The sequence below is a fragment of the Massilia atriviolacea genome, from assembly GCF_003953935.1.
In the GTDB taxonomy this organism is placed as follows: Bacteria; Pseudomonadota; Gammaproteobacteria; order Burkholderiales; family Burkholderiaceae_D; genus Telluria_A; species Telluria_A atriviolacea.
Genome location: NZ_RXLQ01000019.1, coordinates 100881 through 122292, shown reverse-complemented (window position 1 = coordinate 122292; position 21412 = coordinate 100881). Strand labels below are relative to the sequence as shown.

At 65.5% G+C, this 21412-nt stretch carries 16 protein-coding genes and 1 tRNA gene; 9 read left to right on the top strand and 8 right to left on the bottom strand.

The genetic code is table 11. The features are described from left to right. Positions 1–10 precede the first annotated feature (10 nt). Entirely contained in the window at positions 11–1522 is a 1512-nt protein-coding gene (locus tag EJB06_RS26865; RefSeq protein WP_126077107.1) for a DUF1800 domain-containing protein, read from the bottom strand. Positions 1523–1713: 191 nt separating this feature from the next. Between EJB06_RS26865 and EJB06_RS26860 the strand changes: the two genes are divergently transcribed. The 6 genes from EJB06_RS26860 to EJB06_RS32710 all read left to right on the top strand — a co-directional run bounded on the left by EJB06_RS26860 (position 1714) and on the right by EJB06_RS32710 (position 10136). After that, positions 1714–2427: a CerR family C-terminal domain-containing protein gene (locus EJB06_RS26860; RefSeq protein WP_126077106.1), complete on the top strand. Its 714-nt coding sequence runs from the start codon at positions 1714–1716 to the stop codon at positions 2425–2427. Continuing rightward, positions 2424–3809 carry an efflux transporter outer membrane subunit gene (locus EJB06_RS26855; RefSeq protein WP_126077105.1) on the top strand — a complete coding sequence of 462 codons (1386 nt, stop codon included), beginning with the start codon at positions 2424–2426 and terminating at the stop codon, positions 3807–3809. The genes EJB06_RS26860 and EJB06_RS26855 overlap by 4 nt, the downstream gene beginning before the upstream one ends. A 30-nt stretch (positions 3810–3839) precedes the next feature. After that, positions 3840–5018, top strand: coding sequence for an efflux RND transporter periplasmic adaptor subunit (locus EJB06_RS26850; protein WP_126077104.1), 1179 nt, complete (start codon positions 3840–3842; stop codon positions 5016–5018). Between the two features lie 9 nt (positions 5019–5027). After that, positions 5028–8147 (top strand): efflux RND transporter permease subunit, encoded by a 3120-nt coding sequence (locus EJB06_RS26845; RefSeq protein ID WP_126077103.1) that lies wholly within the window; start codon positions 5028–5030, stop codon positions 8145–8147. A 231-nt stretch (positions 8148–8378) separates the two neighbouring features. Beyond that, entirely contained in the window at positions 8379–9077 is a 699-nt protein-coding gene (locus EJB06_RS32715) for a PEPxxWA-CTERM sorting domain-containing protein (protein ID WP_229427307.1), read from the top strand. A 360-nt stretch (positions 9078–9437) separates the two neighbouring features. Continuing rightward, positions 9438–10136 carry a PEP-CTERM sorting domain-containing protein gene (locus EJB06_RS32710; RefSeq protein WP_229427306.1) on the top strand — a complete coding sequence of 233 codons (699 nt, stop codon included), beginning with the start codon at positions 9438–9440 and terminating at the stop codon, positions 10134–10136. A 72-nt stretch (positions 10137–10208) separates the two neighbouring features. On the opposite strand, the gene EJB06_RS26830 is transcribed toward EJB06_RS32710, so the two are convergent. From EJB06_RS26830 to EJB06_RS26815, 4 genes are all read right to left on the bottom strand, one after another. Further along, a complete protein-coding gene (locus EJB06_RS26830) occupies positions 10209–12626 on the bottom strand; it encodes a catalase (protein ID WP_126077102.1) in 2418 nt (805 codons plus the stop codon). A 166-nt stretch (positions 12627–12792) separates the two neighbouring features. Beyond that, on the bottom strand, positions 12793–13218 hold the full coding sequence (locus EJB06_RS26825) for an ElaB/YgaM/YqjD family protein (protein WP_126077101.1): 426 nt from the start codon (positions 13216–13218) through the stop codon (positions 12793–12795). Positions 13219–13681: 463 nt separating this feature from the next. Then, a complete protein-coding gene (locus tag EJB06_RS26820; RefSeq protein ID WP_126077100.1) occupies positions 13682–14062 on the bottom strand; it encodes a hypothetical protein in 381 nt (126 codons plus the stop codon). Then, entirely contained in the window at positions 14059–14244 is a 186-nt protein-coding gene (locus EJB06_RS26815) for a hypothetical protein (protein ID WP_126077099.1), read from the bottom strand. Before EJB06_RS26815 ends, EJB06_RS26820 begins: the two co-directional genes overlap by 4 nt. A gap of 315 nt (positions 14245–14559) precedes the next feature. Between EJB06_RS26815 and EJB06_RS26810 the strand changes: the two genes are divergently transcribed. Both EJB06_RS26810 and EJB06_RS26805 read left to right on the top strand, forming a co-directional pair. Continuing rightward, entirely contained in the window at positions 14560–15354 is a 795-nt protein-coding gene (locus EJB06_RS26810) for a LexA family transcriptional regulator (RefSeq protein ID WP_126077098.1), read from the top strand. Between the two features lie 227 nt (positions 15355–15581). After that, positions 15582–16595 (top strand): coiled-coil domain-containing protein, encoded by a 1014-nt coding sequence (locus EJB06_RS26805; RefSeq protein ID WP_126077097.1) that lies wholly within the window; start codon positions 15582–15584, stop codon positions 16593–16595. A gap of 65 nt (positions 16596–16660) precedes the next feature. Here EJB06_RS26805 and EJB06_RS26800 read toward each other — a convergent pair. From EJB06_RS26800 to pepN, 3 genes are all read right to left on the bottom strand, one after another. Continuing rightward, positions 16661–16736, bottom strand: a tRNA-Thr gene (locus EJB06_RS26800). Positions 16737–16820: 84 nt separating this feature from the next. Then, positions 16821–17822, bottom strand: a complete 1002-nt coding sequence (locus EJB06_RS26795) for a class 1 fructose-bisphosphatase (protein ID WP_126077096.1) — start codon at positions 17820–17822, stop codon at positions 16821–16823. A 61-nt stretch (positions 17823–17883) separates the two neighbouring features. Then, positions 17884–20526 carry an aminopeptidase N gene (gene pepN / locus EJB06_RS26790; RefSeq protein WP_126077095.1) on the bottom strand — a complete coding sequence of 881 codons (2643 nt, stop codon included), beginning with the start codon at positions 20524–20526 and terminating at the stop codon, positions 17884–17886. Between the two features lie 193 nt (positions 20527–20719). On the opposite strand from pepN, the gene EJB06_RS26785 reads away from it, so the two are divergent. Further along, complete coding sequence (locus tag EJB06_RS26785) at positions 20720–21376, top strand: DUF4136 domain-containing protein (protein WP_126077094.1); 657 nt, start codon at positions 20720–20722, stop codon at positions 21374–21376. Positions 21377–21412 lie beyond the last annotated feature (36 nt).

Sequence of the window (21412 nt, the reverse complement as noted above, 5' to 3'; positions counted from 1 at the left end):
GTTTCTCCAGTTAGCGCTGCATGAAATCGGGGCCGCCGAGCAGCATCGCCGCGCGCAGGGCGACCGGGCTGGCCGCCACCAGCTCCTGCGTGCGCGGGGACACGGACGCGCCCAGGGTCGACGCCAGGAGCAGCGGGTCGAGCGGCGCCGGGGTCACGGAACTGGCGTCTTCCAGCGCCACCACCGGCGCGCCCTTGGCCAGCGCCAGCCGCCCCGCGCCAAGCGCGCTGGCGAACACGATGCGCCGGGTCAGCGCGTGGGGGTTCATCCAGGCCGCCTCGGTATTCTTGTAGCCGTCCGGGGTCTGGCAGCCGTACAGCGGCATGCCCAGCTGGGTCATGGCGCCGAGCAGCGGGCCGATCTCGCCCGGCGGCGTGGCGCTGGCGCGCACCGCCGACACCACATATTGATACGGCGTCTTGAACTTGGCGCCGACATTGGCCGGCGCCATGAATTCCTCGCTGGCGAACAGCACGCGCAGCACCCCGCGGATGTCGCCGCCGTTGCCTTGCCAGGTACGCGCCAGGCGCTCGACCAGGGCCGGCGGCGGATCGTCGCGCACGAAATACTGGGCCAGCTTGTAGCTCAGGTGGCGCGCCGTGGCCGGATGCACGGCCAGCACGTCGAGCGCCATCTCGCCTTCCTGCTGGCCGTCCGGCGCCACCGCGCGCCCCAGCCAGGTCTTGGCGCCCTGGTCGTGGCGCTTCGGGTCGAAGCGAAACAGCTGGTCTTCGCCGATGAGGGCGCGCTGGTCGTAGGTCCAGCCGGTGAGCATGCGCGCCAGTTCGGTCACGTCGCGCTGGCTGTAGCCGCCATCCACGCCGAGGGTGTGCAGTTCCATCAGTTCGCGCGCGTAGTTTTCGCTCAGGCCGCGCGCGCGGCCCTTGGCCCTGGCCGGCGCGGGCGCGGCGGACAGGTAATTGTCGAGGTAGTACAGCATGGCCGGATGTTTGGCGGTCGCGCCGAGCAGCTGGCGGAAGGAGCCGAACACATAGGGCCGGATCGCATCGCGCTCGTAGCTGGCGACCAGTGCCTGCACATTGCCCTTGGAGGCGGCCACGTTGAAGTGGTTGAACCAGAAGTCGACCATCACTTCTTCCAGCTGGCGCGGGCTCTGGATGGCGCGCAGCAGGCGCGCTTCGGCCGTTTCGCGGGCGATGCGGGCCACCCGTGCGCGGCGCTCGGCCAGGGCGTCCGGAGCCTTATCGCGCGCGTCGGGTAGCGCGTTGCGGCGCGCATCCTCGAATTCGGCCAGGGTGGCGCCGGCGCTGCGGTTGGGCGTTTCCAGGCCGGCCAGGCGCTCGCTCAGCGCCCCCGGCAAGGCCATGGATTCGGGCGCGAGCTGGCTGTCGATCCAGGCGCGCACGCCGATACGGCTCACGCGTTCCAGGTCGCCCGGCGCGGGACCGAAGGCCAGGCGGTTCAGCACGTGCGCGGCTTGCCGGGCGGGTGTCGGCGGCGCCGGCTCGGCGTGCGCCCCGGCCAGGGCGGCGGCGATCAGGAGCAACAGGTAGCGTTTCATGGGCAAGCCGATCGAAAAGTGGCGGGGCAGATCCGCGCCTTGCAGGTATTGCGCCGACACGGGCAAAAAGTTCCCGTTGATTTGCATGCAAGAAGGCCTCCAATGTAAGCCGATTGTAAAGTTGGCGCCGTTTAGTTAAAACGAACGCTTTAGTTATATCAATCGTTTGATTTTCGTGATTAAATCGCGGCATGGAAAAAACACCCACTGTATTGGCCGACGAAGCGCGCCGCACGCGCTCGGACGGCGCGCAGTCGCGCGAGCGGCTGCTGCTGGCGGCGATCCGCCTGTTCGCCGAGCAGGGCTTCGCCAAGACCTCCACGCGCGAGATCGCGCTGGCCGCCGGCACCAACATCGCCTCGATCAGTTATTACTTCGGCGACAAGGCGGGCCTGTACCGGGCCGCCTTTACCGAGCCCTCGCCCGGCTGCGACCACGACCTGGACGCCTTCACCGCCAGCGACGCCACCCTGCGCGAAACGCTCGAAGGCTTCTACGGGATCATGATGGCCGACCTGAAACGCGGCGACCTGGCGCGCCTGTCGATGCGGCTGTGGTTTCGCGAGATGCTCGAGCCCACCGGGGTGTGGGACGAGGAAATCGACAACGGCATCAAGCCGGCCCACGCGGCGCTGGTGATGGTGCTGGGCCGCCACCTGGGCCTGGCCGCGCCGGACGACGACCTGCAGCGCCTGGCCTTCTCGGTGGTCGGCCTGGCGGTGCAGCTGATGGTCACGCGCGACGTGATCGACCGCATCAACCCGCACCTGCTGGAAAACGACGCCGCCATCGATGCCTGGATGGCGCGCCTGGTCGACTACGGCGAAGCGATGGTCAACGCCGAACTGGTGCGCCGTACGGCCACCGCCCAACCGATTACAAAGCCACGAAAGAAGAAAGCATGAAGATCGTCCATGTACTGAGTGCGGCCCTGCTGCCGCTGACGCTGGGAGCGTGCACGACGGCGCCGCCGACCAGGACCGAGGCGCCGGTGCCGCCGCAGTGGCAGACGCCGCTGCCGCACAACGGCAGCCTGACCGACCTCGCCAACTGGTGGCGCGAGCAGGGCGACCCGCTGCTGGCGCAGCTGGTCGAGGCGGCGCAGACGGCCAGCCCCAACGTGGCCACGGCGCGTTCGCGCATCGTGCAGTCGCGCGCCGACCGCGTCGCCGCCGGCGCCGCGCTGGCGCCGACCCTGGACGCGGCGGCGAGCGTGAGCCGCGCCAACCAGCAAGCCGCCCAGCCGATCGGCACCACCAGCCAGGGCGGCCTGCAAAGCGCCTGGGAGATCGACCTGTTCGGCGGCGGCCGCGCCACCCGCAACGCGGCCGAGGAACGCCTGGCCGGCGCGCGCGCCAACTGGCACGACGCGCGCGTGGCGGTGGCGGCCGAAGTGGCGAACCAGTATTACAGCCTGCGCTCGTGCGAGCAGCTGCTGGCGGTGGCGCGCCTGGACGCCGCCTCGCGCGAGGACACGGCGCGCCTGACCGGACTGTCGGCCGATGCCGGCTTCCAGGCGCCCGCCACGGCGGCGCTGGCGCGCGCCAGCGCCGCCGAAAGCAAGAGCCGCGCCACCTTGCAGCGCGCCCTGTGCGACATCGACATCAAGACCCTGGTGGCACTGACCGCGATCGACGAACCCGAGCTGCGCGCGCGCCTGCTGGCCGGCACGCCGGCGGCGCCGCCGGCGCCCGCCATCGCGGCCCTGCCGGCGCAGGTGCTGGCCCAGCGTCCCGACGTGTTTAGCGCCGAACGCGAAGTGGCGGCCGCCAGTTTCGAGGTGGGCAGCGCGCAGGCGCAGCGCTATCCGCGCCTGTCGCTGCAAGGTTCCATCGGCAGGGCGAATCTGCGCAGCAGCGGCGGCGAGAACAGCCAGTTCGATACCTGGAGCATCGGCCCGCTGGCGCTGACCTTGCCGATTTTCGACGGCGGCCGGCGCAGCGCCAATGTGGACGCGGCCAAGGCGCGCTACGACGCGGCGGTGGTCTCGTACCGCGCCAGCGCGCGGCGCGCCGTGAGCGAAGTCGAACAGGCGCTGGTGAACCTGAACAGCGCGGCCGAGCGCAGCGCCGACGCGCAGGTGTCGCTGGACGGCTACCGGGTGGCGTTTCGCGCCGCCGAAGACCGCTACAAGAATGGACTGGGCAGCCTGCTCGAACTGGAAGACGCGCGCCGCACGCGCCTGGCCGCGGAGAATGCGGTGGTGACCTTGCAGCGCGAACGCAGCGCCGCCTCGGTGGCCCTGTACCGCGCCGCCGGCGGCGGCTGGACCGCCACCCCGAACTGACCGCCCCGACACGACTACGGATAAACGACCATGAACAACAAGATCAACGACACTGTGAACAAGCTCAAACTGAAGCCGGCCGCCGCGCTGGTGGCCGGCGCCCTGCTGCTGGCAACGGGCGGCATGCTGGCCATCGCGCCCGACTCGATGGCGGCCGACGACAAGAAGGACGCGGCGCCGAAGCCGGCGCTCACCGTCACCACCACCAAACCGTCGCCGGCCACCCTGGCGATCAAGCTGGGCGCCAACGGCAACGTGGCCGCCTGGCAGGAGGCGGTGATCGGCAGCGAGTCGGGCGGCCTGCGCCTGACCGATGTGAAAGTCAACGTCGGCGACATCGTCAAGAAGGGCCAGGTGCTGGCCGTGTTCTCGGCGGACACCGTCAACGCCGACGTGGCGCAGGCGCGCGCGGCCCTGCTGGAAGCCGAGGCGAATGCCGCCGAGGCGGTGGCCAACGCGGCGCGTGCGCGCACGCTGGAAAATTCGGGTGCGCTCTCGGCCCAGCAGATCAGCCAGTACAAGACGGCCGAGCAGACCGCCAGGGCGCGCATCGCCTCGGCCAAGGCGGCCCTGTCGTCGCAGCAGCTGCGCCTGAAATACACGCAGGTGGTGGCGCCCGACGATGGAGTGATTTCGGCGCGCAGCGCCACCGTCGGCTCGGTGGTGGGCGTGGGCACGGAGCTGTTCCGCATGATCCGCCAGGGCCGCCTGGAATGGCGCGCCGAAGTCACGGCGGCCGAACTGGCGCGCCTCAAGCCCGGCACCAGCGCCGTGGTCAAGGCGGCCAACGGCAGCGAACTGACCGGCAAGGTGCGCATGATCGCGCCGACCATCGACCCGCAGACCCGCTCCGCGCTGGTGTACGTGGACCTGCCCCAGAGCGTCGGCGCGAATGCGCCGTTCAAGGCCGGCATGTTCGCCAGCGGCCAGTTCGAACTGGGCACCTCGGACGCCATGACCGTGCCGCAGCAGGCGGTGGTGGTGCGCGACGGCTTCAGCTACGTGTTCCGCCTGAACCAGGATAGCCGCGTCAGCCAGCTCAAGGTGCAGCCGGGACGGCGCCTGGGCGACCGCATCGAAGTGACCAAGGGCTTGAGCGCCGACGCGGTGGTCGTGGTCAGCGGCGCCGGCTTTTTGAACGAGGGCGACCTGGTACGCAATGTCGCAGCGACCGCACCGGCCAGCAAGCCGGCCACTGCGGCCAAATAAGGAACCACCATGAATTTTTCATCCCTGTCGATCAAGAACCCGATACCGGCGATCATGCTGTTCGTGTTGCTGACCCTGGCCGGCCTGCTGGCCTACCGGGCCAACGCGGTGCAGGACTTCCCGGACATCGAACTGCCGATCGTGACCGTCACCGCCACGCTCGACGGCGCCGCGCCGGCGCAGCTGGAAACCGAAGTGGCGCGCAAGATCGAGGATTCGGTCGCCACCCTGCAAGGCGTGAAGAACATCTCCACGCGCGTACTCGATGGCGTGGCCACGGTGACGGTCGAATTCATCCTCGAAAAAAACATCTCGGAAGGCGTGAACGATGTGCGCGACGCGGTGGCGCGGGTCAAGGCCGACCTGCCCGCCGAAATGCGCGACCCGACCGTGACCAAGGTGTCCACCGCCGGACGCGTGATCCTGACCTACACCGCCAACGCGGCGCCGGGCAAGGGCGGTGTGCCGCTGGACGACCAGGAACTGAGCTGGTTCGTCGACAACACGGTCGCCAAGCGGCTGCTCAATGTGCCGGGCGTCGGTTCGGTCAAGCGCGTGGGCGGCGTGACGCGCGAGATTCGCGTGGAACTCGACGATGCGCGCATGGCGGCCTTGCAGGTGGCGGCGGTGGACGTGTCGCGCCAGTTGCGCAACGTGCAGCGCGAAGCGCCGGGCGGACGCGGCGACGTCTCCGGCGCCGAGCAGTCGGTGCGCACCATCGCCACCGTGCAGACGGCGGGCGAACTGGCGGCCATGGATATTCCGCTGCCTGACGGACGGCGCGTGCGCCTGGACCAGATCGCGACAGTGACCGACACCGTGGCCGAGCCGCGTGCGCTGGCCGAGCAGGATGGCAAGCGCGTGGTCGGCTTCGAAATCTTCCGCACCAAGGGCGCCAGCGAAACCAAGGTGGCCGAGGGCACCCGCGCCGCAGTCGCCGAACTGCAGGCGGCGCACGCCAACGTGGCGCTCAAGGAAGTAATCGACAACGCCCAGCCGGTGGAAGAAAACTTCGACGGCTCGATGGAGCTGCTGTACGAAGGCGCGATCCTGGCGGTACTGGTGGTGTGGTGGTTCCTGCGCGACTGGCGCGCCACCCTGGTGGCCGCGGCCGCGCTGCCGCTGTCGGTGATTCCCGCTTTCCTGGGGCAGTACCTGTTCGGCTACACGCTCAACACCGTGACCCTGCTGTCGCTGGCGCTGGTGGTCGGGGTGCTGGTGGACGACGCGATCGTCGAGATCGAGAACATTTCGCGCCACCTGCGCATGGGTAAAACCCCGATGCAGGCGGCCATGGAAGCGGCCGACGAAATCGGCATGGCCGTCATCGCCACCACCTTCGCGCTGGTCGCGGTGTTCCTGCCGACCGCCTTCATGGGCGGGGTGCCGGGCCTGTTCTTCAAGCAGTTCGGCTGGACCGCGGTGCTGGCGATCCTGGCCTCGCTGGTGGTGGCGCGCCTGCTCACGCCGATGATGGCGGCCTACATCCTCAAGGACCTGCCGCATGAAGAGGAAAAGGACGGCTGGCTCATGACGCGCTACATGGCGGCCATGAAGTGGTGCCTGAACCACCGCCTGGTGACCGCGATCGCCTCGGCCCTGTTCTTTGTCGGTTCGATCATGCTGGTGCCGCTGCTGCCGACCGGCTTCGTGCCGCCGGCCGACCGCGCCCAGACCATGATCAACATCGAACTGCCGCCCGGCTCCACCCTGGCCGAAACGCATGCGGTGGCCGAACGGGCGCGCGTGGCGGCGATGGAAGTGGCGGGCATCACCGGCATCTTCAGCTCCATCGGCGGCGGCTCCAGCGGCGACGCCTTCGCCCCGGGCGCCTCGGCCGAGGCGCGGCGCGCGGTGCTGACCCTGACCACGGTGCACCGCAACGACCGCAAGGAATCGATGGACCAGCTGGAACGCCAGATCCGCACCAGGCTCGACCAGATCCCCGGCGCCCGCTTCAACGTCGGTCCGGCCGATACCGGCGTCAAGATGCAGCTGGTGCTGCGCAGCGAAGATCCCCTGGCGCTGACCGGCGCGGCGCAGGCGGTGGAGCGCGAACTGCGCACGCTCAAGGGCATCGGCAATGTCAGTTCGAGCGCCTCGCTGGTGCGTCCCGAGATCATCGTGCGTCCCGACTTTGCCAGGGCGGCCGACATGGGCGTGACCGCCGCCTCGATCGGCGAGACGGTGCGCGTGGCCACCGCCGGCGACTACGACACGGCGTTGACCAAGATGAACCTGAGCGAGCGCCAGGTGCCGATCCGGGTCAAGCTGCCGGACGCGGTGCGCGCCGACCTGGCGGCGCTGGGCCGCCTGACGGTGCCGGGCAAGAACGGCCCGGTCATGCTGGAGAACGTGGCGAGCATCACGATGGAAAGCGGACCGGCGCAGATCGACCGCCTCAACCGCAGCCGCAACGTGACCCTGGAAGTGGAGCTGTCCGGCCGCTCGCTCGGTGAAGTCAACGACGAAGCGCGCGCCCTGCCGTCGATGCAGAACCTGCCGGCCTCGGTGAAGATCGCGGAACTGGGCGACGCCCAGGAGATGCAGGCGCTGTTCGCCAGCTTCGGCCTGGCGATGCTGATCGGGGTGCTGTGCATCTACGGCGTGCTGGTGCTGCTGTTCAAGGACTTCATGCAGCCGGTGACGATCCTGGCGGCGCTGCCGCTGTCGATCGGCGGCGCCTTCGTGGCGCTGCTGCTGACCGGGAAGGCGCTGTCGATGCCGTCCATGATCGGCCTGATCATGCTGATGGGGATCGTCACCAAGAACTCGATCCTGCTGGTCGATTACGCGATCCTGGCGCGCGAAGCGGGCATGAACCGCTTCGATGCCCTGGTCGACGCCTGCCACAAGCGCAGCCGTCCGATCGTCATGACCACCATCGCCATGGGCGCCGGCATGATGCCGCTGGCGCTGGGCTGGGGCGCCGACCCGAGCTTCCGCTCGCCGATGGCGATTGCCGTGATCGGCGGGCTGATCACTTCCACCCTGCTCAGCTTGCTCGTGGTGCCGGCCGTGTTCACATACATCGACGACCTCGAACACCTGCTCAAGCGCGGCATGCGGCGCCTGCGCAGGGACAAGGGGGCTGGCGGCCACACGCCGGCGGTCGACCTGTCGAAATAAGCTTGCCCCATCATCGGCAGCCGACACGCCAGCCTCGCGCTGGCGTTTTCTTTTTGCAAATATAAATCGCCTCTACTGTTGTGTGTTTAACAGTTAGATTGCATCGATATAACTTTCTTGCTTGAAAAACAGCAGTCGTTACGTTATGATATGGGCCGTTGTTGCATTTGCACTAAGCACTGCCTCATCCCTGCAATGCTTCTTCCTCCACTCTCCCGTCATCGGAACGACATGAAAAACATTGCTAAGAATTTCACCATCGGCGCGGCCCTGTGCACGTCGCTGCTGTTCGCATCGAGCGCCCACGCGACCTGGGGCGGCAATACCGCCAAGGGCGACGTCACCCTGAACGGCGCCGGCGCCGACGCGGTCGACTACGCCTTCCTGGTCAATCCCCAGGGCTTGTTCGCCACCAAGGGCGGCAGCGGCGGCTTCGCCAGCGACTTCGCGCTGTACGGCTCGAAGCAGGGCTGGACCTCGATCGCCGCCTTCGGCAGCCGTGCCGACAATGGCGTGGCCATCACCACCAGCAAGCTGGGCACCAACCTGACCTTCACCTTCGACAAGTCGGACAGCCGCCACGGTGCGTGGACCGTGTCCAACAACGACACGAAGAACAACGTCAAGCTGGACCTGGTATTCGCCATGTACGGCGGCGTGGGCAGCTCGGCCTTCCTGTTCGACAACGAAACCATCGGCGCCGGCGCGACCAGCAACGGCAGCTGGACCTTCAATGCGCTGACCCTGTTCGGCAACAAGGCCGGCTACGACAACCTGACGATTTTCGCGCGCGACGTCAGCAAGACCGCCTTCGAAGTACCGACCACCCCGGTACCGGAACCGGAAACCTACGCCATGCTGCTGGCCGGCCTGGGCCTGGTCGGCTTCATGTCGCGCCGCCGCAAGCAGGCACAGCCGCTGTTCCGCTGATCCCGCCGCTTCGCAAGACGACAACGCCAGCCTCGCGCTGGCGTTTTTGTTGGGTGGGAACAACGGTCGCCTCAAGCGGCTTTGCGCACGCGACGGCAGGGGCCTGAACGGCGCGCCAGACGCCGATGCCCCGCCACAGAGCCGAAGTTTCCAGTTGTGCCAGACAGTGAAAATTTTTCTGAAGCAACATTATTGCAAGCGAAAGTTATATTTTTATCAGTTGAATTGTATTAATATAACTTTCTCACTTGAATCTCATCAATACCTGCGGTACTATTTGCCCTGTACTAACGCATTTGCTTCAAGCGCTGCCTAACCCCCGCAATGCTTCTCACTCCATTTCTACTCATCGGAAACGACATGAAAAACATTGCTAAAACGATTACCATGGGCGCGGCACTGTTCACGAGCGTCCTGTTCGCCACCGACGCGCAGGCAGGCAGCGGCAGCGCCGGCAAGACCGCCAAGGGCGACGTCACCCTCAACGGCGCGGGCGCCGATGCGGTCGACTATGCCGGCGGCGTCAATCCCCAGCAAGGCAAGAACGGCAACAGCAGCGGTTTCGCCAGCGACTTCGCGCTGTACGGCTCGAAACAGGGCTGGACCTCGATCGCCGCCTTCGGCAGCGACGCCGACAACGGCGTGGCCATCACGACCGGCAAGCTGGGCACCAGCCTCACCTTCACTTTCGACAAGAGCAGCGGCCGCACCGGCTCGTGGACCATGGCGAACAACGACCCGAACAACAACATCAAGCTGGACCTGGTGTTTGCGATGCATACCGGCGGCGGCAGCTCGGCCTGGCTGTTCAACGACGAAGTCCTCGGCGCCGGCGCCAAGACCAGCGGCAGCTGGTCCCTGAACGCGCTCAACCCGGGCGGCAAGCTGTCCGACTACTCGAACCTGACCATCTTCGCGCGCGACCTCAGCAAGACCGCCTTCCAGGTACCGACCACCCCGGTGCCGGAACCGGAAACCTATGCCATGCTGCTGGCCGGCCTGGGCCTGATCGGCTTCATGTCGCGTCGCCGCAAGGGCGAGTACGACACCTTCCGCTGATCCGCACGCACTTCCTTCAGCCGAAAAAAACGCCAGCATTGCTGGCGTTTTTCTCGTTTACCACGCCGTCGTTCAGACCTTCGGCGGATCGGTTTCGCGCGCGAACGAACGGTGACCGGCCAGCGCCGCCTTGAAGGCCGCCAGCGCCGGCGCCAGGGCCCCGCCTTCGGTACCGATCAGGGCCGGGTCGGCCGAACCGTCCGGCAAGGCCGGCGGCACGCCCGCCTGCTTGAGCAGCGCGGCGGCGGCGCCGACCACCAGGATCGGCTTGCAGTGACGATACTGCTCGCGCACGAAATCCTGGGCATGGGCGTCGCGGCTGAGCGTGCCGATGGCTGCTTCGCCATCGGGCACGACCACGGCGTCGTACAGGACCGACGGGCCGGCTTCGAGCGTGATTTCCACGTCGAGGGTGCCGCCATCGCTGGTCTTGACCTTGCCCAGCTGACCGCCGACCAGGCGCGGCACGGCGCCCTCTTCCAGCAGCGAACTGTAGATCGCGCGCACCATGGCGCCGTCGACCCCATTGGCGACCAGCAGCGCCACCTTGCGCGTGCGGATTCCGGTTTCGCCCGGACGGCTGAGCAAGGACAGGGCCGGCGACGGCTCGTACTCATGCATCGGACGGTCGGTCGCCAGCGGCAGCGGCGCCGGCACGTCCATGCCCAGGCCGGCGGCAACCGAGCCGGCCAGGACCGGATTGACATTGGCCAGGGTGGCCAGCACGCGCTCGCGCACGGCCGGGGTCTGCACGCGCGTCAGTTCGAAGCGGAAGGCGGCGGCAATGTGCGCCTGTTCGACCGGGCTCTGGCTGTTGAAGAACAGGCGCGCCTGCGAATAGTGATCGGCGAACAGTTCCGGATTGCCACGCACCTTGTCTTCCGAAATCGTCTGCGGGAAGCTGGTGAAGCCGTTTTTCATGCCGGCCTGGAACGGGCAACCGCCGCCCAGCGAGTTCGGCTCGTAACTGACGCGGCCGCGATGCACGGCCTGGCGGTGCATGCCGTCGCGCTGGTTGTTGTGCACGGGCGCGATCGGCGCGTTGACGGGGATTTCGTGGAAATTCACACCGCCCAGACGGCTGATCTGGGTATCGAGGTAGGAATGGATACGGCCTTGCAGCAGCGGATCGTTACTGAAATCGATGCCGGGGACGATGTGGGCGGTACAGAAGGCCACTTGTTCCGTTTCGGCGAAGAAGTTGTCCGGGTTACGGTTGAGCACCATCTTACCGACCGGGGTGAGCGGCACCAATTCTTCGGGCACGATCTTGGTCGGATCGAGCACGTCGAAGGCGAACGACTCGGCCTGCTCTTCGGTGAAGATTTGCAGGGCCAGCTCCCACTCGGGAAAGTTGCCGCTGTCGATGGCTTCCCACAGGTCGCGCCGATGGTAGTCGGGATCGGCGCCGACCAGCTTGGCCGCTTCATCCCACACCAGCGAGTGCGTGCCCTGCAGCGGGGTCCAGTGGAATTTGCAGAACACCGATTCGCCTGCCGCGTTGACCAGGCGGAAAGTGTGCACGCCGAAACCCTGCATCGTGCGGTAGCTGCGCGGAATCGCGCGGTCCGACATTTGCCACAGCAGCATGTGGGTCGATTCGGGCATCAGCGAGACGAAATCCCAGAAGGTGTCGTGGGCGCTCGATGCCTGCGGCATGGCGTGATGCGGTTCGGGCTTGACCGAATGCACCAGGTCGGGGAACTTCATGGCGTCCTGGATGAAGAAGACCGGCATGTTGTTGCCGACCAGATCCCAGTTGCCTTCGTCCGTATAGAACTTGACGGCAAAACCGCGCACATCGCGCACGGTATCGGAGGAACCTCTTTCGCCGGCGACGGTCGAAAACCGGGTGAACACGGGAGTGCGCTTGCCGGGCTGGGCGAACAGCGAGGCGCGGGTCACTGCGCTCAGGTCCTGGTAGCTCTCGAAATATCCATGGGCAGCGGAGCCGCGGGCGTGCACCACGCGCTCGGGAATGCGCTCGTGGTCGAAATGGGTCAGCTTTTCGCGCAGGATGAAGTCTTCCATCGCGGTCGGCCCACGCAGGCCGATCTTGAGCGAATGCTGGTTATCGGCAACCGGCACGCCCTGGTTGGTGGTCAGGCGTTGTCCGCCGCTGTCGACGCGCACGCGGTCGAGCGGACCGACGGTCGGATTCGCGCCCACCGCCGGCACGCCGCTGCCGAGCTTGTCGGAGGCGATGGTTTCGGTCGGCGTGCTGCCGGTGGCGAGCGGGGTCGACGGTTCTGCCGTCGCGCCGGCCTGCGGCGTGCGGGCGGCGTCGCCGTATTCGCCTGGCTTGTTCGGGTTGAACGGCATGGCGGCGGCCAGCTCTTGGCCGGCGACAGTCTTGACGAGCAACTGTGCGGCAATGGGATCGCTGCTGCCGAGACTGGCGGGCGGCTGCGCGTTCGACGGTCCGGAGACCGTGCTCAGAATGGAGCCGGCGCCATCTTCCGAAGCGCCAGTTTTCTTACGTGTGACCATGAATTACCTCAACTAAAATATGTGGGACGAGAGACCGGCGCGGGAATGCGGCACTACCTGCCAGGGCAAGGTAGCGAAACGATCGAAACGGGGAGTTGATGGACGTACGGGGCTGGCCCGGACGGCATTTGCCGACCGGGACCGTGCCAGCGCATGACAGCGCTGATCAGTGACGACGACCCAGCAGTTTCGACAGGGTAAAGCCGATCCCCAGGGCGACCAGCACCGAGGTCGCCGGGCTGGTGCGAACGTAGTCGCGGCCGGTTTCTGCAAAGTTTTTGTAGGCGTCGGTCAGCTGGCGGGTTTTTTCGTCGACGCGGCCGGTGACACCGGACAGGGCGCCGCTGACTTTATCGACGCCGGCGTGCGCGCTGGAGGCCAGGCGTTCAACCACTGGCTGGGCAGCTTCAGCCGCTTTGTCGATGGTTTTGTGCAAATCGGTCGCGCTTTTGCTCAGATCGCTGCCCTTGTTGTTGTCGTTAGGCTTGTTATTGTCGCTGCGGCCAGCGCCAAGGTCCTTGCCCATGCTGCTGCCCGAACCTTCGTTACCCAGATTGCTTGCGTTGCCGCCATTCGATTTCTGATTGTCCATGATCCATTCCTCTAAAAGTTTTATACCAGCGCGGTGGTGACACCTTTTCTTGGTGCCGAATACAAAAAATATAACGATTGCCATTCGCTCACTGTGCGGTGACTAACAGAGTTGCCATGCATGCCGGGAGGCATTGTTGTGTGGCGGGATAGGAAGGGGATCGTTAGCCCGGCACGCGGCGTAACGTCGTCGTCGCCGCGCGCGGCATGCGGGGCATGCGGGGCATGCGGGGCGGAATGGCTGGGGATTGGATGAATGGCGCCCGCGGCTGCGCCAATGGTGCGTGCGCATGCACAATGGCAACGCTCTCTGCCAGATTGCGATCGCACGCAATATGCCGGCAGCGTGCGCCAGAGGCCAGCGATCCGCCAGCTGTCGCACGCGGGCTTGCCGGTGTGCATGCCGGCAAGCGCGGCCCAGGCTCAGGGCAGCTGTCGTAGCAACTATCCGCAGGCACAGGCCGTCAGGCGCGGTCGGCGCGATGGCCGCCATGCTGGGCCATGCCGAAGCCGCCGCCATGCGCCCTCCCCGTCGGGCCGAACAGCGCGGCAACCAGCGGATCGCGGTAGGGGTGGCCTTTCCATTCCTGCGCCAGCACGCGCTGGATCGGGTGCGGATCGGGTTCGGCCGGGTCGGGCATGCCGGCCGCCCGGTACACCATGTGCGCACGGCGGGTGCGCGGATCGCGCCCGATGGCGCCCTCGCGGAACAGCTCCAGGCATTGCTGGCGCACTTTTTCGGCGTCGGCGCCCAGCCGTTGGGCCAGCGGGGCGACCTGTGTCGGGCCATGTGCAAGGGCGGCCACAATGTTGCAACGAAGTTGTTCGACCAGCTGACGTCTCATGCTGCCCTCCAATACGTGTCGATTGCTTGAGCCAGCGCATCGCCGTCGAGGCGATGGCGCAGCGCGCTTAATTCCCCGATCACGCCACCGGTGGCGACGGTGGCCTTGCGGCTCTCTCGCCAGGCGCATGCGACAGCGAGCAACTGGCGCGCTTCGTGATTGAGTTCTGGTTGGACGGTCATCTGTTCTCCTTGGTGGAATGCCTGCCGCTGGCGCGGGCGTGGCGGGGCAGCGGCCATTGCTGCTGGCAATGGCGCCGGGCTTCTGGTCAAACTGGTCGAACTGCCGGGTCAGGTCCGGCGGGCGTCCCCGTGCGCGGGGACGGACTGCATTCGGCTGGGGACGGCGATCCCTTCGCGCGGCAAGGCACTGGCTGAGCCGGGGTGGAGCCGGACGGCTGGTCTTGTGTTCATAAGTAGTATATTAGTCCTACTAATCGTTGTTGTCAACAGTCAGACTGATTGCTTTTTATTAGTTTTCCTTATATTGTTCGGTCTATGCCAGCCCTCCCCCTAAACCAACACGAGCTTGCGGACGCAGCGCAGCTCAAGCAACTCTTCATCGAGTGGCAACACGCGCGTCGCAGCCAAGGGCTGCCGGCGTCCCAGGAAGCCGCCGCCAACCAGATGGAATTCGGCCAAAGCGCGTTGAACCAATATCTCAACGGAAAAATTCCATTGAACATCGATGTGGCCATCAAATTTTCGAAGTTGCTGGGTGTACCGATCTCGTCCTTCAGCGCCGCGCTCGCATCGCAAGCGGACGACTACGCCGCCGCCAAGGATGCGATGACGATGGCGCAGTCGCGCGGGAACGATTTCCGCCTGGTCGGCCGACGCATCACGGTCGATGCCGAGCAGGACGAATACATCCCCATCAAGAAGGTCAGCCTGACCCTGCGCGCCGGCGTCATGGGCTTCGAGGCCTCGCAGGAAGACCGCAACGACACCACGATCAACCTGCCGCGCCGCTTCATCGAAAAGAACGACCTGGTGCCGCAGTGCCTGCTGGCCATCAGCGTCAAGGGCGACAGCATGTGGCCGCTGATGATCGAAGGCGATGTGGTGGTCATCAATATCGCCGACACCAAGCCCGTCAATAACGAGTTGTACGCGGTAAATTTCGATGGCGAAGCGGTAGTCAAGCAACTGGTGCGCGAAGGCCGCGAATGGTATCTGTCGTCCATGAATCCGGACCCGGCCTACCACCGGCGCGCTTGCCGCGGCGGCGAATGCATCATCGTCGGGCGCGTGGTGCGGCAGGAAGCGCGTTCGCTGATGAATCGCGTCTGAGGTCGCCAGCGGGCGCGCCGTGACCTGATTCAACCGCTATCGATGCCGCCCAGCCCGCCTTGTGCGGGCCTTTTTATGTCCCTGGCAGGGCCGGCGCACCGAAGATTATCAGTCGGGCTACTTGTTCGAATAATTAGTAAGGCGAATACGCGCAGGCGGGGTACGCGCCTTGCGCTGCCTCAAACGCGCCCGCTTGACGCTCATCATGGCAGGACTATCATCGACTCATGAACGGACCATCACGCGAGGAGATCGAATCACGCCTGGCAGCCCAACGCAGCTGGGCGGAAACACGCATGTCATCGGTCGAGGCGAACGTCGAAACGCTCATCATGCGGATGGACGAGCGCGACCGCATGGATGCCGAGCGGCGGGCCGAGCGAGTCCGGCTGGACGCCGAGTGGCGAGAGGAACGGCGCGAAGCGCATGCGCGCCAGGATGCGGAGCGTGCCGAGCGCTACCGACTGGAAGCCGAGCAACGGGCGGAACGGCAGAAAGAGCGCGAACGGCTGGAGGCCGAACGCCAGAAAGAGCGCGACCGCCTCGAGGCCGAACGCCAGAAGGAACGCGAACACCTGGAGGCAGAACGTCGGCTGGCCGAAGCGGAGAGCAAAAAAGAACGCGAACGCCTTGAGGCGGAACGTCGGCAAGCCGAAGCAGAGAGTAAAAAAGAACGCGAACAGCTCGAGGCTGAACGTCGGCTATCCGAAGCGGAGAGTAAAAAAGAACGGGAGCGCCTGGAGGCAGAACGCCAGAAGGAACGCGAACGCCTGGAGGCAGAACGCCAGAAGGAGCGCGAACGCCTTGAGGCGGAACGGCGGGAGGCCGATGCCGCATGGCAGAAAACCCAGGCCGAATGGCGGCAAGCCCAAGCCGATGAGCGCAAGGAACGGCAGCGTGCCGAGGCGGAGCAAGCGGCACAATGGCGGCAACAGGATATCGAGATCCAGCGCCTGGCCGCCGAACGGCACACGGAGTACGTCAAACGCATCGACGCACGCTTCGACAATATGGAGCGCCTCTACTACGAGATCAAAGCCGACATGAAAGACCTCAAGAAAACGGTCATCATCACCGCGATCACGGCATCGCTGGCCATTGTGCTCGGGGTCGCCGCCTTTAACGCGACCCTGTTGTCCGGCATGGTCAGCAGTTTTGAATCGGGCAAGAACAACGGCCGCGCCGAGAGCGGAAAAATGCGCTTCCGCCTGCCCTCCCTGCTGCTAACGGCGCCGCGCTGAGGGCGCCGGCAAGAAAAAACCCGCTACGCCGTAAAGCGTGCGGGTTCTGACCTGATGCATGTACCTGGTGCCGATTGCCGGAATCGAACTGGCGACCTTCACATTACGAATGTGCTGCTCTACCAACTGAGCTAAATCGGCGAAGACGCGTATTCTAGCAAAGAATTCCGCAAAATTGCTAGTGCGAATGCGCGTTCTGTCGGCTTTTTGTTAAAAAAACCAGTTTTATCCGGCGTGATAGCTGCTCACGCGCTCGACTTCGCTCTTCGAACCGAGGAACACCGGTACCCGCTGGTGCAGCTTTTCCGGGGCGATATCGAGGATGCGGGTGCGGCCGTCGGTCGCGGCGCCGCCGGCCTGCTCGACGATCATCGCCATCGGATTGGCTTCGTACATCAGGCGCAGCTTGCCCGGCATCGAGGTGTCGCGCGTATCGGCCGGGTACATGAAGATGCCGCCGCGGTTCAGGATGCGGTGCACGTCGGCCACCATCGACGCGATCCAGCGCATATTGAAGTCCTTGCCGCGCACGCCGGTCGACCCGGCCAGCAGCTCGTCGACATAGCGTTGCACCGGCGCGTGCCAGTGGCGCTGGTTCGACATATTGATCGCGAATTCCCTGGTCGCTTCCGGAATCTTCATGTCGCGCTGGGTCAGCACCCAGGAACCCATTTCGCGGTCCAGGGTGAAGCAGTTCACGCCATTGCCGGTGGTGAGCACCAGCATGGTCTGCGGACCGTACACGGCGTAGCCGGCGGCGACCTGCTGGCTGCCAGCCTGCATGAAGTCCGCTTCGGTCGGGGTGCCCATGCCTTCGGGCGCCTTGAGCACCGAGAAGATGGTGCCGATCGAGACGTTGACGTCGATGTTCGACGAGCCGTCGAGCGGGTCGAACAGCAGCATGTATTCGCCCATCGGATAACGGTTCGGGATCGGATGGATCGATTCCATCTCTTCCGACGCCATCGCCGCCAGGTGGCCGCCCCATTCGTTCGCTTCGAGCAGGATCTCGTTCGAGATCACGTCCAGCTTTTTCTGCACTTCGCCCTGGATGTTCTCGGTGTCGGCGCTGCCGAGGATATCGCCGAGCGCTCCCTTGCCGACCGAATGGCTGATGGTCTTGCAGGCGCGCGCGACCACTTCGATCAGCAGGCGCAGTTCGGCCGGAATGGAGTTATGCAGCCGTTGTTCTTCGACCAGGTGTTGCGTGAGACTGACGCGTTTCATTCACTTCCCTTTGCTTTGTTTAATATTCTTTGCGGACGATGCGTTGCCGTGGCCCTGCCGACTAATTGGCGAGCGCCTTGCTCACCACTTCGCGCACGTCGTTGGATAATTTTTTCACGCCCGCGACCTTCTGCAAGGCCTTCTTCATGTGCGCCTGCAGGGCCGGCGCATACCTGCGCCAGCGGTCCATCGAGCGCGCCAGGCGGCTCGCCACCTGCGGGTTGAGGGCGTCGAGCGCGATCACCTGTTCGGCCCAGAAGGCGTAGCCGCTGCCGTCCGGCGCATGGAACTGCGACGCATTGCCGACGCAGAAAGTAAATACCAGGCTGCGCGCGCGGTTCGGATTCTTGATGTTGAAGGCTGCATGGCGCATCAATGCGCGCACGGCCGCCACGTCGGTTGCCGGGGCCGAGGCCTGCATCGCGAACCACTTGTCGATCACCAGCGCCTCCTTGTCGAAGTCGGCGTAGAAGGCTTGCAGCGCCGCCTGCGCGGACGCGGCGCCCGCGTGGATCAGGGCCGCCAGCGCGGCCACTCGGTCGGTCATGTTGCCGGCGTTGTCGAACTGCGCCTGCGCCAGTGCGATGCTCTCTTCGCTGGAGGTGGACGCCAGATACGACAAGGCCAGGTTTTTCAGGCCGCGCCGCCCCGCCGACAGCGCATCGGGGCTGTAAGGGCCGGGCGTCTGGTTGGCGTCGTACTGCGCGCGCAGGTCGGCCTTGAGCGCCTCGCCGACAGTGCGCCGCACGAACTGGCGCGCCTGGTGAATGGCCTGCGGATCGACCACCGCCATCTGGTCGGCGATCATGCTCTCGGACGGCAGCAGCAAGGCCTGTTCGCGGAAGGCCGCGTCGAGCGCATCGTCGGCCAGGATCTTGCGCAGCGCCTCGATGAAGGTGGTGTCCAGTCCGAGCGTATCGCCCGCGGCCACGGCGCTTGTGAGCTTGAGCAGGCGCGCCATGGCGAGGCGCTGGCCGGCTTCCCAGCGGTTCACCGGGTCGCTGTCGTGGCTGAACAGGTGCAGCAGTTCGGTATCGGTGTAATCGTATTCCAGCACCACGGGCGCGGAAAAATCGCGCAGGATCGATGGCGTCGGCGCCTCCTTCACGCCGGTGAAGCGGAAGGTGCGCGAGGCGTCGGTCAGTTCCAGCACCGCCGTCACGGCGTCGTGGCCGTCGACGTTCAGGTGCAGGTCGCGCCCGTCGGCGCCCAGCAGGCCCACCGCCACCGGAATATGGAAGGGCAGCTTGTTTTCCTGGCCGGGCGTGGCCGGGCAGCTCTGGGTCAAGGTCAGTTCGTAGGTGAGCGCGTCGGCGTCGTAGCGGCCCTCGGCGCGCACCACCGGCGTGCCGGCCTGGCTGTACCAGCGTTCGAACTGGGACAGGTCGCGCCCGCCCGCATCGGCCATGGCCGCGCGGAAGTCGTCGCAGGTGACGGCCTGGCCGTCATGCCGCTCGAAATACAGGTCCATGCCCTTGCGGAAGCGTTCGCGCCCGAGCAGGGTCTGGTACATGCGCACCACTTCCGCGCCTTTTTCGTACACCGTGACGGTGTAGAAGTTATTGATCTCCACAAAACTGTCGGGCCGCACCGGATGCGCCATCGGTCCCGCGTCTTCCGGAAACTGCGCCTGGCGCAAAGTGCGCACCTGGTCGATGCGGGTGACCGCGCGCCCGCTGTCGGTGCCGATCATATCGGCCGAAAATTCCTGGTCGCGGAACACCGTCAAGCCTTCCTTCAGCGACAGCTGGAACCAGTCGCGGCACGTAATGCGGTTGCCGGTCCAGTTGTGAAAATACTCGTGGCCGACCACCGCCTCGATGCCGGCGTAGTCGAAATCGGTCGCCACGCGCGGATTGGCCAGCACGAACTTGGTGTTGAAGATGTTCAGGCCCTTGTTTTCCATCGCGCCCATGTTGAAGTCGCCCACCGCCACGATCATGAAGCGGTCCAGGTCGAGTTCGAGCCCGAAGCGCTCCTCGTCCCAGCGGATCGAGTTCTTGAGCGACTGCATGGCGTAATCGGTCTTGTCGAGGTTGCCCTCCTCCACCCACACCTGCAGCAGCGCCGAGCGGCCGTCGGCCAGCTTGAAGGTTTCCTCCTGGCACACCAGGCGCGCCGCCACCAGCGCGAACAGGTAAGACGGTTTCTTGAACGGGTCTTCCCACTTGGCATAGTGGCGGCCATCGCCCAGCTCGCCTTCTTCGATCAGGTTGCCGTTCGACAGCAACACGGGATAGGTCGCCTTATCGGCACGCAACATCACCGTGTATTTCGCCATCACGTCGGGACGGTCGGGGAAATACGTGATGTTGCGGAAACCTTCCGCCTCGCATTGCGTAAAAAAGTTGCCGTTGGACACGTACAAGCCATTCAAGGTGGTGTTCTTGACCGGCGCCGTCAGGGTTTCGATTTCCAGCGTAACTTCATCCGGCGCATCGGGGATGAGCAGCATCTTGTCGTCGAGGCGGTAATCGCGCTTGGACAGGGTCTTGCCGTTCATCCTCAGCGCCACCAGGACGATATTCTCTCCGTGCAACTCAATCGCGCGCGCCCTGCTCTCCGGATTGCGCGTCATGGTCAGGCGGCTGGCGACGATGGTGCGCTGCGGGTCGAGATCAAAGCCAAGTTCGACCGTTTCCACCATAAAGCCGGGCGGGGTGTAATCTTTGCGATAGATGGTTTGCGGAGTGTCTGTGCGCATGGGATCTCGGAGGGGACGGTGAGTCGGGCGCCTATTTTACCAATACCGCAAGCTTGCGCCGCGCCTCATTGCCCCGGTTTGCCTGTATCGCAGTGTGAACGGGGGTAACAACTTGTAAAAATTCTGCGAAAATAGACTGTGAGCCATAAAGTTAGCTTCGGTGAAATCCGTTTTGAGTCATGGGAGTAATGCGATGAGACGATTATTGATGGCCGCCGGTACGGCGGCGATGCTGTTGCTGGGAGGCTGCGCGAGCACGATCCGCAGCGATGTGACCACCTTCCACCAGTGGCCGGCCGAGTTGCAGGACAAGACCTATGTGTTCGAAGCGCCGCCGGTGCAGGACGACACGCTCGAACTGCGCAGCTACCAGAACCTGGTGCGCGGCGAGCTGGCGCGCCTCGGCTTCCGCGACGCCGGCGAGAGCGGCAAGCCGACCCTCAAGATCTCGATGCGCTTCACCACCACCGACATCCCGGTACGGATCGTCGAAATGGTCGATCCCTTCTTCTACGCCAGCCCGCGCTTCGCCTTCGGCGGCTACGGCTACCGCGGCCGCTACTGGGGCGCGCGGCGCTACTGGGGCGGCTGGCACAGCCCCTTCTACGATCCGTTCTGGACCGGCGCGCCGATGTACCGCGAGCGCATCGACCACCAGTACCGGCGCGAGCTGCAGGTGGGAATCAAGTCCATCCCCGACGGCAAGCGCCTGTTCGACGTCACAGTGCATAACATGAGCCGCGAACTGTCCACGCCGGCGCTGATGCCGGCGCTGGTGCACAGCGCCTTTGCCGAATTCCCCGGCGTGAGCGGGGTCGCGCGGCGGGTCGAACTCAAGCGCGAAGGCTGACTCGCCAGCCTCCGGCAAACAAAACGCGCTCCACGG

Bases quoted from the DNA above. Each gene is read 5' to 3' on its own strand.
- EJB06_RS32710 (WP_229427306.1), top strand. From the start codon at position 9,438: ATGAAAAACATTGCTAAAACGATTACCATGGGCGCGGCACTGTTCACG.
- EJB06_RS26865 (WP_126077107.1), bottom strand. From the start codon at position 1,522: ATGAAACGCTACCTGTTGCTCCTGATCGCCGCCGCCCTGGCCGGGGCG.
- EJB06_RS26850 (WP_126077104.1), top strand. From the start codon at position 3,840: ATGAACAACAAGATCAACGACACTGTGAACAAGCTCAAACTGAAGCCG.
- EJB06_RS26795 (WP_126077096.1), bottom strand. From the start codon at position 17,822: ATGAAACGCGTCAGTCTCACGCAACACCTGGTCGAAGAACAACGGCTG.
- pepN (WP_126077095.1), bottom strand. From the start codon at position 20,526: ATGCGCACAGACACTCCGCAAACCATCTATCGCAAAGATTACACCCCG.
- EJB06_RS26855 (WP_126077105.1), top strand. From the start codon at position 2,424: ATGAAGATCGTCCATGTACTGAGTGCGGCCCTGCTGCCGCTGACGCTG.
- EJB06_RS26785 (WP_126077094.1), top strand. From the start codon at position 20,720: ATGAGACGATTATTGATGGCCGCCGGTACGGCGGCGATGCTGTTGCTG.
- EJB06_RS26820 (WP_126077100.1), bottom strand. From the start codon at position 14,062: ATGAGACGTCAGCTGGTCGAACAACTTCGTTGCAACATTGTGGCCGCC.
- EJB06_RS26815 (WP_126077099.1), bottom strand. From the start codon at position 14,244: ATGACCGTCCAACCAGAACTCAATCACGAAGCGCGCCAGTTGCTCGCT.
- EJB06_RS26825 (WP_126077101.1), bottom strand. From the start codon at position 13,218: ATGGACAATCAGAAATCGAATGGCGGCAACGCAAGCAATCTGGGTAAC.
- EJB06_RS32715 (WP_229427307.1), top strand. From the start codon at position 8,379: ATGAAAAACATTGCTAAGAATTTCACCATCGGCGCGGCCCTGTGCACG.
- EJB06_RS26810 (WP_126077098.1), top strand. From the start codon at position 14,560: ATGCCAGCCCTCCCCCTAAACCAACACGAGCTTGCGGACGCAGCGCAG.
- EJB06_RS26830 (WP_126077102.1), bottom strand. From the start codon at position 12,626: ATGGTCACACGTAAGAAAACTGGCGCTTCGGAAGATGGCGCCGGCTCC.
- EJB06_RS26805 (WP_126077097.1), top strand. From the start codon at position 15,582: ATGAACGGACCATCACGCGAGGAGATCGAATCACGCCTGGCAGCCCAA.
- EJB06_RS26845 (WP_126077103.1), top strand. From the start codon at position 5,028: ATGAATTTTTCATCCCTGTCGATCAAGAACCCGATACCGGCGATCATG.
- EJB06_RS26860 (WP_126077106.1), top strand. From the start codon at position 1,714: ATGGAAAAAACACCCACTGTATTGGCCGACGAAGCGCGCCGCACGCGC.